This is a genomic window from Cystobacter fuscus, from assembly GCF_002305875.1.
Classification (GTDB): domain Bacteria; phylum Myxococcota; class Myxococcia; order Myxococcales; family Myxococcaceae; genus Cystobacter; species Cystobacter fuscus_A.
This window is the reverse complement of the sequence record NZ_CP022098.1, coordinates 2,252,320-2,269,875: the sequence shown is the minus strand read 5'-3', so window position 1 is coordinate 2,269,875 and position 17,556 is coordinate 2,252,320. Positions and strand designations below refer to the sequence as shown.

Here is a 17,556-nt window from a genome sequence, read left to right as displayed (position 1 = left end):
CGCGCACCGCCCGGAGGAGTCCCCGTGCCCGACCAGCGCTCCGACACCGCGTTGTTGATCATCGATGTCATCAACGATCTGGAATTCCCGGGCGGGGAGCGGGTGCTCCCCTGGGCGGAGCGGATGGTCGAGCGGCTCGCCCCCTTCGCGCAGCGCATGCGCGAGGAGGGCGTGCCCGTCATCTACGTCAATGACAACTTCGACCACTGGCGCAGCAGCTTCAGCGATGTCTACAAGTACTGCACGCGCCCGGGCGCTCGCGGCCGCAAGGTGGCGCGGGCCCTCAAGCCGGACCCGGACGACTACTTCATCCTCAAACCCAAACACTCGGCCTTCTTCGCCACGTCGCTCGTGCCGCTCCTGCAGCACCTGGGCACCAAGAAGCTCATCCTCTCGGGCATCGCCACCAATCTGTGCGTCTTCTTCAGCGCCCACGACGCGCACATGTATGAGTACAAGCTCACCGTGCTCAGCGACTGCTGCTGCGCCGAGAGCGACACCGACCATGACCTGGCGCTGCGGCAGCTCCAGCAGTTCCTGCGCGTGCGCGTCTGCCGCGGTGATGAAGTCAAACAGGTGAAGACCGGGAACCGGCGACCGGCGAAGAAGAGCCCTCCGTCGAGCAAGTGATCACTTCGCCCCGGGCTCCACGGGCTCGCAGCGCACGGACACCTCGAGCTTCTCGCCGCCTCCGCCCAGGAAGATGGTGCCCGCGGTGGGCGTGCAGTCCGAGTACTGCCGGCCCACCGCGACGCGCACGTGGTCCGTCTGGGTGAGGATGCCGTTGGTGGGATCGAAGCCCTTCCAGCCCACCTCGGGCAGATACACCTGCACCCAGGCGTGCGTGGCCTCGGACTGGGCGTGGTTGGCGTGCTTGGGCCCGGTGTAGATGTAGCCGCACGTGTAGCGCGCGGGTACGCCGAGCAACCGCGCCAGGCAGATGAAGACGTTGGCGAAGTCCTGACACACGCCCTGGCGCGCCGAGTACACGTCAAAGGGCGTGGTGCTCAGCGTGGTGGAGCCCTGGACGTAGCGGTACTCCTTGAAGATGCTGAAGTTGATGTCCAGCAGCGTGTCCAGCAGATCGAAGTCGTTGCGGCGCGCGAAGCTCATCGCGTACTCGACGAGCTCCTCCAACTGCGTCTCCGGCAGCTCCGGCGGCAGCAGGTAGGGTTGGAGCATGTTGCGCTGCCAGGGCATCCACACGAGCGGCAGCGTCGAGCGCTCGCGCAGCGGGCGGTAGCCCAGCGGATCCGTGTCGCGCAGCTCCACGCGCGAGCGCCCCTCGATGACGAGCTCCGTGTAGGGCGTCTCCACGAGCACCTTGCGCACCCGGTTGCCGAAGACGTCCTCGTACTCGGAGCGCGTCACCCCCGAGGAGAGCGTCACCTCGTGCGAGAGCAGGGACTGGAGCCGGTCATGGTAGGGGGTGAGCCGCAGCTTGTGCGCGCTGCGCTCCACGGGCTGCGCGTAGCGGTAGACGGTGCGGTGGTGCACGTCCATCACCCGCACCGAGGCCTCGGGCGGGCGGCGCAGACGGCGGCGGGCCTCGAACTCGGCGGCGGCGGCGGAGGGGACTGCGCCCGCCTCCTGCGCCCAGGGCGGCAGCACCTCGGCGCGCACGGCGCCCTGGCGGAACACCATCAACGCGCCCGGGGGCAGTTGCGTCCAGTTCGCGGGCGTGTCGGTGCGCGAGTCCAGGGGATCCGTGCTGACGATGAAGCCCTTGCGGCTCTTGGCCCCGCGCCGCGTGAGATCCAACTCCAGCTCCTCGTCGCCCAGGATGAGCCGCTCGTAGGGCGGAGACACCTGCCACACCCAACACCGGGTGGCCGAGGTGCGGTCCGCGTAGACACACAGGTCCAGCCCATCCGAGAGCACCAGCGTCAGGGGACCCAGGCCATTCATCTCCTCCAACCAGCCGCGAAGCTGGGCCGCGTCCACCTCACCCAGCGAGCGCCAGCCCCGCTCCTGCATCCACTCCAGCAGGCGGCAGAAGAGCGCCTCCGAGTCCGTGGAGCCCACCGGCTGGAAGCGCGCCTCCGGGGGAATGGGCAGCCGCTGCTCGAGGCTGCCGCTGTGAGCCAGGATCCAATCGCGGCCCCAGGCACTGCGGCAGAAGGGCTGGGTGTTGGCCTCGGTGATGGGCCCCCACGTCGCCGTGCGCAGGTGCAGCAGGAAGATGGAGGACTCCAGCGGATCCCACGTCCGCACCATCTCACTGCGGATGCTGCCCGCGTGCGGAGCGGCCTCCTTCAGGAGGGTGGCCGCGAGCTCGCCCCCCGGGTAGTAACCCACGCCCCAGCCATCCGGCGGCTTGCGGCCTGGAGCCAGGCAGCGCAGGTCGAGGCTGGGGGCGAGCTCTCCTTCGAAGGACAGCGCGAGCAGGTTGAGCATGGCGCGCGAATCTAACCAGTCATCACCTGCGCGCCCAGCGTTTGGTCGGGGATGACCGGCTTGCGGCCGAAGTACTCCTGGGAGATGAGCGAGCAGAGCTCCGCCGTCCCCTCCACCATGCGGGTGAGCAGCGCGTGCACGGTGGCGTCGGGCCGGGCCAGGGCCTGGGGCCGCAGCTCGGCGAGCAGGGGGAGCATGAAGGCGAGCGATTCCCTGCCGGGCTGTCCCTCGACGTCGGGGGGACACAGGCGCACGAGGTAGCGGTACGCGGAGTCCAGGCAGTAGTGGACCGAGCGTGGAAAGCGCGAGTCGAACAGGAGGAAGGCCGCCACGGCGTCCCCCGTCACCCGGCCGGAGTGCGTCTTCATGAAGGGCTCGAAGCCGGAGGAGGCCCGGAGCAGGGACAGCCACAGCGCCGTCTCCACCACGAGGTGGCTGGGCTTCATCCCCGAGAAGACGTGATGGTGCACGTCCAGCAGCCGCGCCGTCTGCCCCACGCGCTCGAGCATCACCCCCAGCCAGATGAAGTCCAGGGGGGTGTCGTGCAGCATGGTGCTGCGAAACAGCCCCAGGCACAGCTGCACCATGCGGCGGATGTGCTGGTAGAAGCCGAAGCGCGACACGGCGTACTCCTCCTGTCCCGCCCCGCCCACCAGCCACAGGTACAGCTCGTTCGTCACCTCCCAGCACTCGCGGCTCACCACCTCGCGGATGGTGCGCGCGCCCTCGCGCGCCTGGGACAGGATGCTCACGAGGCTCGAGAGGTTGCTCTCCTCCCAGGTCATGAAGCCCTGCACGGCCTCGCCATCCGCCTCCGCCTCGACGCCATGGCGGGCGGCGAAGGCCTGGCGCTCGCCGAAGACGGCCAGCACCGGCGTCCAGCAGTGCTCCGAGGCCAGCTCCGCGTCCAGCGAGAGCTGCTCGGTCATCTGCAACACCCGGGCGGTGCTCTCCGCGCGCTCCAGGTAGCGGCCCAACCAGAAACAGTGCTCGGCGATGCGGGCGATCATACGGCCTCCTTCTGCACCCAGGTGTCCTTGGAACCACCCCCCTGACTGGAGTTGACGACGTAGGAGCCGGCACGCAGGGCCACGCGGCTCAAGCCTCCCGGCAGCACCCACGGCCCCTGGGGACCGGTGAGGATGTAGGGCCGCAAGTCCACCCGGCGCGGCACCACCTGGCGCGAGGCCGTGTCCCAGGTGGGGCACGTGGACAGCTCCACCCGGGGTTGGGCGATGTAGCGCCGGGGCTGGGCGAGGATGCGCTGGCGGAACTCGTCGCGCTCGGCCTGGGTCGACTGCGGCCCCATCAACATGCCGTAGCCACCCGCCTCGTCCACCGTCTTCACCACCAGCTCGCCCAGGTGCTCGAGCACGTACTGGCAATCCTTCTCGCGGGCGCACACGTAGGTGGGCACCTGCTCGAGGATGGGCTCCTCGCCCAGGTAGTAGCGGATGAAGTCCGGCACGAAGGCATACGTCGCCTTGTCGTCCGCCACGCCGTTGCCCGGCGCGTTGGCCAGGGTGACGTTGCCCGCGGCCCAGGCGCGCAGGAGCCCTCGCACCCCCAGCATGCTGTCCGGCCGGAACGCCTCCGGATCCAGGAAGGCATCGTCGATGCGCCGGTAGATGACGTGCACCCGGCGCGGGCCCCGCGTGGTACGCAGGAAGACCCGGTCATCCTCCACGAACAGGTCCTCACCGTGCACCAGCGGCACGCCCATGGTGCGCGCGAGGAAGCTGTGCTCGAAGTAGGCGGAGTTGTAGGGACCGGGGGTGAGCACCACGACGGTGGAGCTGTCGGGGGACTCGGGAGAGACGGCGCGCAGCGTCTCCGCCAGCCGGGCCGGGTAGTGGTCCACGCGGCGCGCCCGCGCCAGCTCCAGCACCTCGGGCACCACGCGCTTGGAGAGGATGCGGTTCTCCATGACGTAGGACACGCCCGAGGGCGTGCGCAGGTTGTCCTCCAGCACCCGGAACGTGCCCTGGCCGTCGCGAATCAGATCGATTCCCGCGATGTGGATGCGCACGCCCCCCGCGGGCCGCACGCCCCGGAGCCTGGGCAGGTAGAGGGGGGTGTTGAGGATGATGTCCCGCAGCTCGGGCCGCTCGGAGAACAGGCGCTGCCCGTCATAGACATCGTCGAGGAACAGGCCCAGCGCGCGGATGCGCTGCTCCAGCCCGCGCTCCAGGTGCGTCCAATCCGGCGCCGAGATGATCCGGGGAATGAGACAGAAGGGGAAGATGCGCTCGGTGCCGCGCCGGTCCGAGTACACCGAGAACGTCACTCCCTGGTTGAGCAGGGCCCGCTCGGCCAGCGTCTGCATGTGGGAGAAGTCCTCGGGTGAGCGAGCTCCCAACACATTCAGCAGCTTCTGGAAGTCCGGGCGGGCGATTCCATCGGCGCCCATCAGTTCATCGATACTTCCCGGAGTGGGGGTGTAGCCGGCGAAGAGTCCCGGTTCGGGCGGTGGTTGTCTCATCGAGAGGGGGGCTCCGCTGCCCGGACGACAGCGCCCGGGAACGCACGACGCCGTGCGTCAACCCGAGTGTACAGACCTCCCCCGCGGGCGTACAGGGAGGGGCCCCCCCGCTTCCGTGAATGTCGACGGGCGCGCACCGCCCCGGGTGGCCAGAGCCCCTTCCCGACGGCTGCAACCCGGGCGAGCCGGGCTGGAGCCGAGGGGGAACGCTTGCTCGACGCATGCGACGGAATGAGGGTACAAGGCCGCCCGAATATGGAGTCCGCGACCTTGAGCAAGCCCCCCCTCATCACGGAAATCTCGAAGGAGTTCACCTTCGAGGCCGCGCACCGCCTCCCCCACGTCCCCCCCGGCCACAAGTGCGCGCGGGTGCATGGCCACAGCTACCGCATCGAGATCACCCTGCGCGGTCCCGTGCACCCCACGTACGGCTGGGTGGTGGACTTCGCCGAGCTGACCGCGGCCTGGCAGCCTTTGCAAGCCCAGCTCGACCACCGCCTGCTCAACGAGGTGCCCGGGCTGGAGAACCCCACGAGCGAGCTGCTCGCGGCCTGGGTCTTCGAGCGCATGAACATCCCCGGCACGCGCGTGACGAAGGTGCGCGTCGCCGAGACCTGCACGTCCTCGTGCACCGTGTTCGCCGCCGAGGGCTGACGTCCCTCAGGTCTCGATCTGCCCGAGGTTGGCGTGGAGCACCGCGCCGTTGAAGACGGGCATCTCGGCGCACCGCAGGAGCACGTCGGCGATCTCCTCCGGAGCAATGAGCCGGCCGTAGGTCATCCTCGCCGCCGTGTTGGCGCGGGCCGCCTCGCTGTCGCCCACGTTCTCGCGCATCATCTCGGTGTCCGTGAAACCCGGGCAGACGCAGACGGTGTGCACGCGGGTGCCCACGAGATCCTGGCAGGTGGAGCGCATGAGGCCCGCGAGCGCGTGCTTGGACGTCACATACGAGGCCGCGCCTCGCACCGCCTTCTCCGACAGCGTGGACCCCACATAGAGGATGGAAGAGCCGTCGGTGAGGTAACCGCGCACGAGGCGGTTGAGCGTCGCGGGAGCGACGACGTTGACCTCCAGCACCCGCCGCAGGTGCTCCGCGTCGAGCGACAGGGCATCGTCATGGCCATAGAGGGCCGCGTTGTGCACCAGGCAGACCCGGCCCGGGGAGGAGCCCAGTGCCGTGGACAGGGCCGGGGTAAAGGTGGCCTCCCACCCCGGCGTGGAGAGATCCGCGAGCACGTTCACCACGCCCGGCTCCGGACAGGGTCGGCGCGAGACATTCATCACCCGCCAGCCCGCCTGGAGGAAGCGCACGGCGGCCGCGCGGCCAATGCCCCGGCTGGCGCCGGTGATGATCGCCCAATCAGCCATGGCTGTTCCACTCCCAGGAGCAGTTCTGGCCGGGCTCGGAGGAGCACTTCACCACCACGCGCGAGATGCGGCTGGTCCGCATCAGCTCGCCATCGCCCACCAGCTTCTCGCCGAAGAGACGCGACAGCTCCTCGAGCGACACGTTCTCCACGGGCAGGATCGTCACGTCCCGCGAGAGGAAGCGCAGCTCCTCGCCATTGAAGCGCGCGATCACGTCTCCGCGCGCATCCCGCTCCACCTGGAGGTGGCGCGAGTGGGCCGGCAGCATGAAGGTCTCGTTCCAGGCGCGGCACTGCTCGAGCGCCATCCGCTTGAAGATGTCGTAGTCGGCGAGCATCCCATTGTCGAGCACCTCGCCCGTCAGCGAGACGAAGACGGCGAAGTTGTGGCCGTGCATGTTCTCGCGGTGCGTCGCGGAGAAGATGGTGAAGTGCCCCGCGGCGAACTTCATGTCTTCTTTGTGCAGCTCAATCGTCGTCGTGCGTGCCATGGCGCAAACCGTTGGCCTTACCATGAAGATCCCACCATCTCAACGCACCGGGCGTGACCGGCCGCGATGGTAGGTTGCGTGCCATGGCGGTCACGGTCATGGCGGGGGTTGGAGGACCTCGACAAGGGCCGCTCCCCTCGGGCACCCCGCCGTGACACGGCCCAGCACGAAGCCCACGACCAGCATCACCGGAATCCACGCGGCACCGGCATCCGCTTGTACACTGACGCTCCACCCTCCGGAGGATGGATGTCCCAGAAAGCTCCCCAGCCCAGCCCGCGCAAGAAGACCGTCCGTGAGACCCATGCCACCGGGCCGCGCACCCTGGCCATCGACATTGGCGGCTCGGGACTCAAGGCGCTCGTCCTCGGACCCGAGGGAACGGCGCTCGACGAGCGGCGGCGGGTCAAGACGCCCAAGCCCGCCACCCCCAAGGCGGTGCTGCGCGCGCTCGAGAAGCTCATCAAACCCCTGGGAGCCTTCGAGCGCGTGTCCGTGGGCTTTCCGGGCGTGGTGGAGGAAGGCGTGACGAAGAGCGCGCACAACCTCCATCCCGATTGGACGGGCTTCAACCTCGCCGAGGCCCTGCACCAACTCACGAAGCGCCCCGTGCGCGTGCTCAACGACGCCGGGGTGCAAGGCTTCGGGGTCATCGAGGGCAAGGGCCTGGAGATGGTCCTCACCCTGGGCACGGGCATGGGCTGTGCCCTGTACATCGACGGCAAGTACGTGCCCAACCTGGAGCTGGCCCACCACCCCTTCCACGGAGGCAAGACGTACGAGGACTACGTGGGCCAGGCCGCGCTGGAGCGCGTGGGCAAGAAGAAGTGGAACAAGCACGTGGAGCGGGTGCTCCAGCAGATCCAACCCATCTGGAACCCACGGCAGATCTACGTCGGCGGAGGCAATGCGCGCCTGCTCGACATCAAGCTGCCCCCCAACGTGAAGATCACCGAGAACATCGCCGGACTGCTGGGGGGCTTCGCGCTCTGGAAGGACGAGCCCCGGCAGCGCTGAGCATCCGCTCGGCACCTCGCCCGCCCTCCCAGCGGCCCATGCGGGAAGGCGCGGTGCGGCACCCTCTCCATCCGATGCACACCTTGGGAGAACACGCGCCTCCCCTCCCGGGAGCGCGAGCGGGTTCTCACCAAGGGAGCGACGTCATGGACGAGAAGGAATACCTCAACCGCAGGATGGGCATCCCCTTGGACCCGGCCAAACAGAAGGATCCCGAGGAGCACGGCGACCGTGTTCCCGCCGAGGGCCGGGCCGAGCATCTCAACGACATCACGGAACAGAATGGCGGCCAGCGTTCCGAGGTGGGCCCGCCGTGGCACGACACCAGTCTGGAGCGCGGCTTGTCGGATGAGTTCGACAAGCACGGCGGACGCGGCAAGCCGAAGAAGAAGAGGTAACGGGAGCCCTCCAGGCAGGCGGGGGGCAAGGCCATCGCGAAGACGTCCCTTCCAACGCCGCGTCCGTGCGCGGCCGTTATCTCCAGGAGCTGGATGCTCATGGCCCGTTCCGCGACCCGACAGCCGCTCGTCACGGTGACCCCCGAGGGGCTCTACTGCCCCCAGGGGGATTTCCATATCGATGCCTGGCGGCCCGTGAGCCGCACCCTCATCACCCACGCGCACGGCGACCACGCCCGCTGGGGCAGTCAGCAGTACCTGGGCACCCGCCCCTCGCGGGGCCTGCTCCGCAAGCGCCTGGGCGCGGACGCGGACATCACCACGCTCGACTACGGGGAGTGCCTCACCCTCGGCGGCGTGACGGTGAGCTTCCACCCGGCGGGACACGTGCTGGGCAGCGCGCAGATCCGTCTGGAATACAAGGACGAGGTCTGGGTCGTCTCCGGCGACTACAAGCGCGACGCGGACCCCACGTGCCAGCCCTTCGAGGTGGTGCCCTGCGACACCTTCATCACCGAGGCCACCTTCGGGCTGCCCATCTACCGCTGGGACGACACGCGGCGCGTGGCCGAGGAGGTGCTGCACTGGTGGGACGCCAACCGCGAGGCGGGCCGGGCCTCGGTCCTCTTCTGCTACGCGCTGGGCAAGGCGCAGCGGCTGCTCGCGGAGCTGGCCCGCGTCACGGATCGCGAGGTGTTCGTGCACGGGGCCACGCACGCGCTCGTGGAACTCTACCGCGAGGCCAGTGTCCCCATGCTGCCCACGCGCCCCGTGTCCGAGGCGGAGAAGGGCACGTCCTACGCGGGAGCGCTCGTGCTGGCACCGCCCAGCTCCGCGGGCTCCACGTGGATGCGCCGCTTCGGCGAGCACGAGACGGGCTTCGCCTCGGGGTGGATGCGGGTGCGCGGCAACCGGCGCCGCCGCGGCTATGACCGGGGCTTCGTCCTCTCCGACCACGCGGACTGGCCGGGGCTGCTGCGCACGGCGAAGGAGACGGGCGCCTCGCGCGTGCTCGCCACCCACGGCTCCAGCGACACCCTCTCGCGCTACCTGCGCGAGAACCTCGGCATCGACGCCGCCCCCCTGGCCACGCCCTTCGAGGGCGAAGCGGAGGATTGAATCCCATGCGCCGGCTCGTGGATCTCTACGAGGCACTCGACTCCACCACCTCCACCAACGCCAAGGTCGACGCGCTCGTGGACTACTTCCGGCGGACGCCCCCCGAGGACGCCGCCTGGGGGCTGTTCTTCCTCACCGGCCGCCGCATCAAGCGGCTCGTGCCCTCCAAGGCCCTCAAGCAGTGGGCACGCGAGCTGAGCGACACCCCCGAGTGGCTCTTCGACGAGGCCTACGCCTCGGTGGGAGATCTCGCGGAGATCATCGCGCTCCTGCTCGACTCGGCCGAACAGCCCCAGGTGACCGAGGAGCTGCCCCTGTCGCGCTGGATGGAGGAGCGCATCCTGCCACTCGGCGGACTGGCCCTGCCGGAGCAGCGCGAGCGCATCACCGGCTGGTGGCACACGCTGCCGCGCCGCGAGCTGTTCGTCTTCAACAAGATGCTCACCGGCGAGCTGCGCGTGGGTGTCTCGGACACGCTCGTGGTGCGCGCGCTGGCGCAGTACGCCGGGCTGCCCCCGGCCGCCGTGTCCCACCGGCTCATGGGCACCTGGGCCCCGAGCCGCGCCTTCTTCGAGCAGCTCATCGCCCCGGACGTGTCCGACGGGGACCGCTCGCGCCCCTACCCCTTCTATCTGGCCAGCCCCCTGGAGCAGCCGGTGGAGGGCCTCGGAGACCGCTCGGAGTGGATGGTCGAGTGGAAGTGGGATGGCATCCGGGGCCAGCTCATCCACCGCCAGGGCGGCATCTACCTGTGGAGCCGCGGCGAGGAGCTGGTCACCGAGCGCTATCCGGAGATCGCCAAGGCGGCGGCGAGCCTGCCTCCGGGCACGGTGCTCGACGGGGAGATCCTCGCCTACGAGGATGGCAAACCCCTGCCCTTCGCCCGCCTGCAGCGGCGCATCGGCCGGCAGAAGCTCACCGCCAAGGTGCTCGCCGAGGCACCCGCGGTCTTCATGGCGTACGACCTGCTCGAGGAGAAGGGAGAGGACCTGCGCCCGCTGCCCCTGCGCGAGCGCCGGGCACGGCTCGAGGCGCTGCTGCGCGACAAGCCCCGGTTCCCCATCTCCCCACGCGTCCCCGCGGACACGTGGGAGGAGTTGGCCCAGGCCCGCCGCGAGTCGCGCGAGCGCAACGTGGAGGGCTTCATGATCAAGCGGCTGGAGTCTCCCTACCAGCATGGGCGCAAGCGCGGAGACTGGTGGAAGTGGAAGATCGATCCGTTCACCGTGGACGCGGTGCTGCTCTACGCGCACCCCGGCCATGGCAAGCGCGCCGCCCTGTACACCGACTACACGTTCGCGGTGTGGAAGGGCGAGGAGCTGCTGCCCGTGGCCAAGGCGTACTCGGGCCTGACGGACGAGGAGATCTCCCGGCTCGACCGGTGGATCCGCGCCCATACGAAGGAGAAGTTCGGCCCGGTGCGCTCGGTGGAACCCGCCCAGGTGTTCGAGCTGCACTTCGAGGGCATCGCCGCCTCGCCCCGGCACAAGTCCGGCGTGGCCCTGCGCTTTCCACGCATCGCCCGGTGGCGCTCGGACAAGGCCCCCAAGGACGCGGACTCGCTCGACCAGCTCAAGGAGCTGATCCATGCCCCCACCTAGGCGCGCGCGCACCAGCTCTCCGCGCACGGCCACGCCCCGGAAGCGCGCGGTGCGCAAGGTTGCGCCACCTCCCTCTCCCGAGGCGCACGCGCTGGGAGTGGACGCCTGGTTCGAGTCGCGCGGGTGGACGCCCTTCCCCTTCCAGCGCGAGGCCTGGGCGGCGTATGCGCGAGGAGAGAGCGGCCTCATCCACGTGCCCACGGGCGCGGGGAAGACCTATGCCGCCTATATCGGCCCGCTCACCGAGGTGGCCGAACGCCGTGAGAAGGGCTTGCAGATCCTCTACATCACGCCACTGCGCGCGGTGTCGCGGGACATCGAGCTCGCGCTCCTGGCGCCCCTGTCCGCCTTCGACGCCGACATCACGGTGGAGAGCCGTACGGGAGATACCTCCAGCGGCATCCGTCGCAAGCAGAAGGACCGGCTGCCCGAGGTGCTCATCACCACGCCCGAGTCCCTCTCGCTCCTGCTGTGCCACGAGCGCGCGCACGAACTCTTCGCGCCCCTGCGCTGCGTCATCGTGGACGAGTGGCACGAGTTGCTGGGCACCAAGCGGGGCACGCAGGTGGAGCTCGCGCTCGCGCGACTGCGCCGCTTCGCGCCGGGGATGCGTACCTGGGCGCTGTCGGCCACGCTGGCCAACCTCGACGAGGCCGCGCGCGCCGCCGTAGGCCCGAACGCCACGCCGAGCTTCGTGAGCGCGGGGCTCGAGCGGCCCGTGCACATGGAGACGCTCCTGCCGGACAGCGTGGATGCCTTTCCGTGGGCGGGCCACCTCGGCATGACCATGCTGCGCAAGGTGTCGGACTGGCTGGACCCGGCACACCCCACGCTGCTCTTCACCAACACGCGCTCCCAGGCGGAGCGCTGGTACGAGGGGCTGCGCTTCCTCCGCCCCGAGTGGGAGGGAGTGCTCGCCCTGCACCACGGCTCCATCGACCGGGACTCGCGCGAGGCCGTGGAGCGGGGGCTCAAGGACGGGAGCGTACGGCTCGTGGTCTGCACGTCGTCGCTCGACCTGGGGGTGGACTTCGGCCCGGTGGAGCGCGTGGTGCAGATTGGCAGCCCCAAGGGCATCTCCCGCACGCTCCAACGCGCGGGCCGCAGCGCCCACCGCCCTGGAGCCACCGCGCACCTGCTCTTCATCCCCACGCACGCGCTGGAGTTGGTGGAGATGGCGGCCGCCCGCGACGCGCTGGCGCACCGGGAGGTGGAACCCCGCGCGCCCCTGCGCCAGCCGCTCGACGTGCTCGCCCAGCACCTCGTCACCTGCGCGCTCGGCGGTGGCTTCGTCCGCGAGGCCCTGCTCTCCGAGGTGCGCGACACGCTCGCCTACTGCGATTTGAGCGAGGAGGACTTCGACCGCGCCCTGCTGCTCGTGACGGAGGGAGGCCCCACGCTTCGCGCCTATCCGCAGTTCCACCGGGTGCGGCGCGTGGAGGATCGCTACGTGGTGGCGGACGCGCGCGTGGCGAGGCTGCACCGGCTCAACGTGGGCACCATCGCCTCGGACGCCACGGTGGAGCTGCGCTACTGGACGGGCGGGCGGATCGGCACGGTGGAGGAGTCCTTCGTGAGCCGGCTGCGACCGGGAGACACCTTCCTCTTCGCGGGCAAGCGGCTGGAGTTCAGCCGGATGAAGGATCTCACCGCCTACGTGAAGGCCGCGAAGCAGCGCGCCTCGGCCACGCCCCGATGGAGCGGGGGCCGCCTGCCCTTGTCGGGCTCGCTCGCCGCCGCCGTGCGCCGCACCTTCCACGCCGTGCGCGAGGGCCACCTGGACGCCGCGGAGCTGCGAGCGGCTCGGCCCGTGTTGGACGCCCAGGCCCGGCTGTCTCGGGTGCCCGCGCAGGACGCCTGCCTCGTGGAGCTGTGCCGCACGCGCGAGGGCCACCACCTGTTCCTCTATCCCTTCGAGGGGCGGCTGGTGCACGAGGGGCTCGCGGCGCTGCTCGCCCTGCGCCTCACGCGGCTCCAGAAGGCCACCTTCAGCCTCGCGGTGAATGACTATGGATTGGAGCTGCTGAGCCCCTCGCCCTTTCCCTTCGAGGAGGCGCTGCGTCCCGCGCTCTTCACGCGCGAGCGGCTGGTGGAGGACATCCTGGAGAGCGTCAACCTGGGCGAGCTGGCACGGCGGCAGTTCCGCGACGTGGCGCGGGTGGCGGGGCTGGTGATGCCGGGCCTGCCCGGGGCGCGCAAGTCCACCCGGCAGATACAGGCGAGCACGGGCCTGCTCTATGACGTCTTCGCGCGCTACGAGCCGGACCACATGCTGCTCGCCCAGGCGAGGCGGGAGGTGTTGGAGCAGCACTTCGAGCAGGTGCGGCTGGTGAGCACCCTGGAGCGGCTGGAGCGCACGCCGCTGGAATGTGTCCACGTGCCACGGCCCACGCCGTTGGCCTTTCCGCTCGTCGTCGAGCGCATGGGCGCCACGCTGTCCAACGAGACGCTGTTGGACCGGGTACAGCGCATGAAGGAAAAATGGCTGCGAGAGGACTCCCTGTCCGCCTAGGCGGCACCGAGGTGGAGCTGCGCCCCGAGCGCGCCCTGTACTGGCCCGAGGCGGGCGTGCTCGCGGTGGCGGATCTGCACTGGGGCAAGCCGGAGAGCTTCCACCAGCACGGCATTCCCCTGCCCACGGGAGTGCTGGAGGACGACCTGGCGAGGCTGTCCGCCGCGCTGCATACCACGGGGGCGCGGCGGGTGCTGCTCGTGGGGGATCTCATCCACTCGCGCCGGGGACTCACGGCGGACGTGGTGGAGCGCGTGGCGGCCTGGCGCGAGGGCCACGACGTGGAGTTGGTGTTGGTACGCGGCAACCATGACCGGCACCTGGAGGCGCTGCCACCCTCGTGGCGCATGCGGCTGGTGGAGTCGCACCTGGACGAGGGGCCCTTCCGCTTCGCCCACCATCCAGAGCCCGTGCCGGGGCGCTATGTCTGCGCGGGCCACCTGCACCCCACGGTGCGGCTGAGCACGGGGGCGGACCGGCTGCGCCTGCCGTGCTTCCACCTGGGTCCCCAGGTCGGGGTGCTGCCCGCCTTCAGCGCCTTCACGGGTGGCCTGGACATGCGAGCCGGGGCGGGAGAGCGGCTCTTCGTCATCGCGGAGGACGCCGTGGTGGAGTTACCTCCCGCACACTCCGCGCGCCGGTCGTGGAGCTGACCCGCTCTCGCGGCCCGTCAGCGCTTGCCCTTCAGCATGCCGCCTTGCAGAGTGGCGGGGCAGGTCGTTGCGCCCAGGTATGCACACGAGGGGGGTTCATCCATGGTCGCGGATCCACGAAAGCATTCCGCGATGTACGGAACTCCCGCGGTGCCGGACGAGTTTCCGCGCGGCGTGTCCAATCGCCCACCGTCACCGGGGCTGACGCCTCGGACACACCGGGTCCGCGCGGGGGATACTCTTTCCAGGCTGGCACTCGACTACCACACCACGGTGGAGTCGCTCGTCGCCGCCAACCGCATCCAAGACGCCCGTCTGCTATGGATTGGACAGGTGTTGGCCATTCCGCAGGAGGCTCCTCCCACCCGCCCCCAAACCGCGCTCCCGTCATATCCGGCGATCTCTCCCCCTCCACGCGATCCCTCGGCACCGAACTCCATCCCGCTCTTCAGGCGAAATCAGGAGAGGCCTCGTCCCCGAGCGAAGCCCTCACGAGTCTCCTCCCTCGTATCGACCTGGGTCGCGGTGAAAGGGGAAACACTCCAGAGCACCATCGCTCTGGAGGAAATGCACTCGCTGATCACATCCACGACATCGGACGAGTTGCTGTCATGGTTGCGGTTGATCTTCGGCGAGGACATTCCTCGGACCGCCATCCAGCGATTGCGCGCCGCCGTGCTCGACGGATCCCTGCCCCAGCCGCAGCTCATCATCGTTCGCGACGAACTCGACGGACACCCGGCCGCCTACCATGGCCAAAGCCGATCCATTCTCGTCTCGCGTGAATTGGTGCTCCGAGCACGGAGCGACAACAACGAGGCCTGGAAGCTGCTCGTGTGTCTCATCGAGGAATTCGGCCACCACCTGGATCAATTGCTGCGCACGCACTACTCCTCCGTTGGAGGGGATGCGCTCCTGGACGAAGGAGCCCGGATGGCCTATGCCCTCATCGACTTCGGCTACAACCGGGGACAGCGGCGCCGCGAATTCGCCCAATACACCATGGCCGAGGGAACGGCGAACCTGGGCGTGGAGTTCGCGGAGATGACGGAGGCAGTCCAGCGCTTCGTGAGTGCTCCGGAGCAGTGGGAGGACTCCCGCTCGGACAACCTGGAGTACTTCGGCGCGGGACGCGGTTCCGGACGTGCAGGCTCCTACGGACACGAGTCCATCGAGGATGCGTTGGAAGACGCGGGGTTCCGCCTCAAGGAGCGCAGGGCCGTCTACTTTGGCAACTGGCTGCGCGATCACTCGCAGCTCGTCGATCCCAAGTTGGTCCGCAAAAAAGGAGCCCCGGTCACCACGGGACTCTCCCGAGAAACCATCACGCGCATCGTGGACGTCATTGCTCGAGAGAAGTTCGGCAACGAGAAGTACTTGAATGAGCCCGTGTTCCGGGTGGACACCCAACGGCTGGGCGTCTACCGCAATGAGGAGCACATCGACAATCCGAATGGCATCACGGACGCCCGCGCCATTGATCCCGCCTTCCGTGGCGCATGCCGCGCCGAGGAACTGGCCATCAACTCCCTACGGATGAAGAACTTCATCCGCACCGGGAGCATCTCCGGAGGCCGAGCGTCGCGCACCCACCGCGTGAAGGACGGGGATACGCTGGACAGCATCGCCCGCTCCCATGGACTCACGTGGCAGGAACTGGCGCGCTTCAACTTCGGCACCGACGTCAAGGACGAGGTATCCCGGCAGCTGTACACGAAGGTGGGCTGCCGGAAGAAGACCCACGATGGCCGCAGCTACATCTTCACCAGTCAAGACTCGCCCGGCCTCATCCAGATTCCCGGCGTCAAGGCAGGCCAAGTTCAGGAAGCGCCCTATAGCGCCTTCCACTACATGAGCACCCAGCTGCGCACGGCCGTGAAGCTGGGCCGATCGAACGCGGGCTACCGGCACTTCGGCCACGCGTTACACACCCTGGAAGACTTCTTCAGCCACACGAACTTCGTGGAGCTGATGCTCATCCATCTCGGAGCGTGGGTGGAACCCTGGGTGCCCGCTCAGGGCGCCAAGGCGGGTGATGCCTCCTCCCTTCCCCTGACCAGCGGACAATTCGGCGGACTGGACACCCTGGCGAGCCTCACCCTGGGCATCGCCGAGTCGATGCAGAAGGTGAGCGAGTGCATCGCGGGCGAGATGACCTCGGGAACGAAGATCGCCCTGATCCTCCTGGAGGATCAGGGCTATACTGAGGTCCGAGACATGATGGGCGGCCTGCTGGAGCGACTACACAAGCTGGAAAAGGCCCACCCCACCATCGCTACCCTGAGTTGCGAGACGATAGGCATGGTGCTGCGCTCCGCCAAGGCCACCATGGGAGGCAGCATCCACTTCGTGGCCAGCCTCATCGACGATGCGCAAACGGCCTTCCTGAGCGATCCATCGAGCACCAACCCGACGCACACGCAACTGGCCAAGGACCATGATGACCATCCGCTGCACGCCCTCGCGGCCAACCTGGCGGCGGGAGCCGTGCTGGACGTGGGTAAGGTCATCCAGAAGGCTTGGAACGGTGAGGCCACCGCGGACGACGTGGTCCTCACCGCCTCCCGCTATTTCCTGCACCCCGCCCTCATCGATCCCCATGGCAACGCCGGATGGATGCGCGGCCACGTGCAGGTATGGATTCCCGGCCATCGGGCAGCCATCGCGAGCATGGGCTCGAAAAGCTGGGCGGCGGAGTGGACGAAGGAGTCCTCCCAGCACCTGCGGACGATGATGGATCGGGCCCGAATCCTCATGGGAAGGGGTCGCCCATGAGAACCTTCTCGTGGACCCGAGCGGGCGTCCTGTTCCTGCTGCTGGGAGGTTGTCGAGAGCCCGCATCTGCCCCTTCCCCCCCGCCTGGAACCTCCACACAACCGCTCCTCACGGTGGAGGGAAGCACCGTGCGCTACAACGGCCAGATCCTCTCTTGGGAGCAAACCCAACACTGGAGGCAGGTGCTCGGTCCACCCAGCCGGGAACAGCAAGGCATCCTCACCTGGGACGAACTGGGAGTCTTCCTCTACGACCAGGATGCCCAGATTCCCGGGCCCGAGTCATTCATGGTCCTGCTGGGCCGCGCGCGGCACTCCACCCTCACCCAGGGAGAGCCCGAATTCTGGCCACGCAAGACCTTCTCGGGCCGACTCCTCGTGGATGGTGCCGCCATCACCACTAGGTCCACGCTCAATGAGATCAACCGGGACAAGAAGGGAGTCTCCTTCGACCGCGACTACATGAGCGGGGTGTACAGCTACCACGTAGGAGACTTCTACGTGCGGCTCGACTACGGCCACGACCACTCGCTCACGTCCTTCGGCCTGGACAAATAAACCTGTCCCGCTCCAAGGCGCGAGTGCCGCCAGTCCCCCAACCAACATCCACGCTCCCCGTCTCCTGACCGCGCTTATCGGGCAGGCGGCCCGTCAGTCCATGCCTGGAGCCGTGGCACGGGTCTCGTGGTCCTACGAGGGAGCAAGTCCGCGAATTCCATGGACGGAAGCGCCCATGGACTCCCAG

15 protein-coding genes are annotated in these 17,556 nt (G+C 68.8%); 10 read left to right on the top strand and 5 right to left on the bottom strand.

The window, feature by feature from the left end:
* Positions 1-24 precede the first annotated feature (24 nt).
* Positions 25-630, top strand: coding sequence for a cysteine hydrolase family protein (locus CYFUS_RS09450; protein ID WP_095984923.1), 606 nt, complete (start codon positions 25-27; stop codon positions 628-630).
* Here CYFUS_RS09450 and CYFUS_RS09445 read toward each other — a convergent pair whose 3' ends face one another.
* Genes CYFUS_RS09445 through CYFUS_RS09435 form a run of 3 tightly spaced genes read right to left on the bottom strand, consistent with a single transcriptional unit; the run spans position 631 to position 4,807 of the window.
* Positions 631-2,397, bottom strand: a complete 1,767-nt coding sequence (locus CYFUS_RS09445; protein ID WP_095984922.1) for a class II glutamine amidotransferase — start codon at positions 2,395-2,397, stop codon at positions 631-633. It abuts the gene before it with no gap.
* Positions 2,398-2,408: 11 nt separating this feature from the next.
* Positions 2,409-3,407, bottom strand: a complete 999-nt coding sequence (locus CYFUS_RS09440; protein ID WP_095984921.1) for an alpha-E domain-containing protein — start codon at positions 3,405-3,407, stop codon at positions 2,409-2,411.
* Entirely contained in the window at positions 3,404-4,807 is a 1,404-nt protein-coding gene (locus CYFUS_RS09435; protein WP_420042703.1) for a circularly permuted type 2 ATP-grasp protein, read from the bottom strand. The genes CYFUS_RS09440 and CYFUS_RS09435 overlap by 4 nt, the downstream gene beginning before the upstream one ends.
* 327 nt (positions 4,808-5,134) lie before the next feature.
* Here CYFUS_RS09435 and queD point away from each other — a divergent pair, with 327 nt between their 5' ends.
* A complete protein-coding gene (queD, locus tag CYFUS_RS09430; protein ID WP_095984919.1) occupies positions 5,135-5,533 on the top strand; it encodes a 6-carboxytetrahydropterin synthase QueD in 399 nt (132 codons plus the stop codon).
* A gap of 6 nt (positions 5,534-5,539) precedes the next feature.
* On the opposite strand, the gene CYFUS_RS09425 is transcribed toward queD, so the two are convergent.
* On the bottom strand, positions 5,540-6,247 hold the full coding sequence (locus CYFUS_RS09425) for an SDR family oxidoreductase (protein ID WP_095984918.1): 708 nt from the start codon (positions 6,245-6,247) through the stop codon (positions 5,540-5,542).
* Entirely contained in the window at positions 6,240-6,737 is a 498-nt protein-coding gene (locus CYFUS_RS09420; RefSeq protein ID WP_095984917.1) for a 6-pyruvoyl trahydropterin synthase family protein, read from the bottom strand. The genes CYFUS_RS09425 and CYFUS_RS09420 overlap by 8 nt, the downstream gene beginning before the upstream one ends.
* 249 nt (positions 6,738-6,986) lie before the next feature.
* On the opposite strand from CYFUS_RS09420, the gene CYFUS_RS09415 reads away from it, so the two are divergent.
* The 8 genes from CYFUS_RS09415 to CYFUS_RS09380 all read left to right on the top strand — a co-directional run bounded on the left by CYFUS_RS09415 (position 6,987) and on the right by CYFUS_RS09380 (position 17,369).
* Positions 6,987-7,754, top strand: a complete 768-nt coding sequence (locus tag CYFUS_RS09415) for an ROK family protein (protein ID WP_095984916.1) — start codon at positions 6,987-6,989, stop codon at positions 7,752-7,754.
* A 146-nt stretch (positions 7,755-7,900) separates the two neighbouring features.
* Entirely contained in the window at positions 7,901-8,152 is a 252-nt protein-coding gene (locus CYFUS_RS09410) for a hypothetical protein (protein WP_095984915.1), read from the top strand.
* 99 nt (positions 8,153-8,251) lie between these two features.
* Positions 8,252-9,271 (top strand): ligase-associated DNA damage response exonuclease, encoded by a 1,020-nt coding sequence (locus tag CYFUS_RS09405; RefSeq protein WP_095991899.1) that lies wholly within the window; start codon positions 8,252-8,254, stop codon positions 9,269-9,271.
* A 5-nt stretch (positions 9,272-9,276) separates the two neighbouring features.
* Positions 9,277-10,872: an ATP-dependent DNA ligase gene (locus CYFUS_RS09400; protein ID WP_095984914.1), complete on the top strand. Its 1,596-nt coding sequence runs from the start codon at positions 9,277-9,279 to the stop codon at positions 10,870-10,872.
* Positions 10,859-13,384 carry a ligase-associated DNA damage response DEXH box helicase gene (locus tag CYFUS_RS09395; protein WP_232537468.1) on the top strand — a complete coding sequence of 842 codons (2,526 nt, stop codon included), beginning with the start codon at positions 10,859-10,861 and terminating at the stop codon, positions 13,382-13,384. Before CYFUS_RS09400 ends, CYFUS_RS09395 begins: the two co-directional genes overlap by 14 nt.
* Positions 13,354-14,037 (top strand): ligase-associated DNA damage response endonuclease PdeM, encoded by a 684-nt coding sequence (gene pdeM, locus CYFUS_RS09390; RefSeq protein WP_095984913.1) that lies wholly within the window; start codon positions 13,354-13,356, stop codon positions 14,035-14,037. The genes CYFUS_RS09395 and pdeM overlap by 31 nt, the downstream gene beginning before the upstream one ends.
* A gap of 567 nt (positions 14,038-14,604) precedes the next feature.
* Positions 14,605-16,812 (top strand): HET-C-related protein, encoded by a 2,208-nt coding sequence (locus CYFUS_RS09385; RefSeq protein WP_232537467.1) that lies wholly within the window; start codon positions 14,605-14,607, stop codon positions 16,810-16,812.
* A 128-nt stretch (positions 16,813-16,940) separates the two neighbouring features.
* Entirely contained in the window at positions 16,941-17,369 is a 429-nt protein-coding gene (locus CYFUS_RS09380) for a hypothetical protein (RefSeq protein WP_157758353.1), read from the top strand.
* The last annotated feature ends 187 nt before the right edge of the window (positions 17,370-17,556 follow it).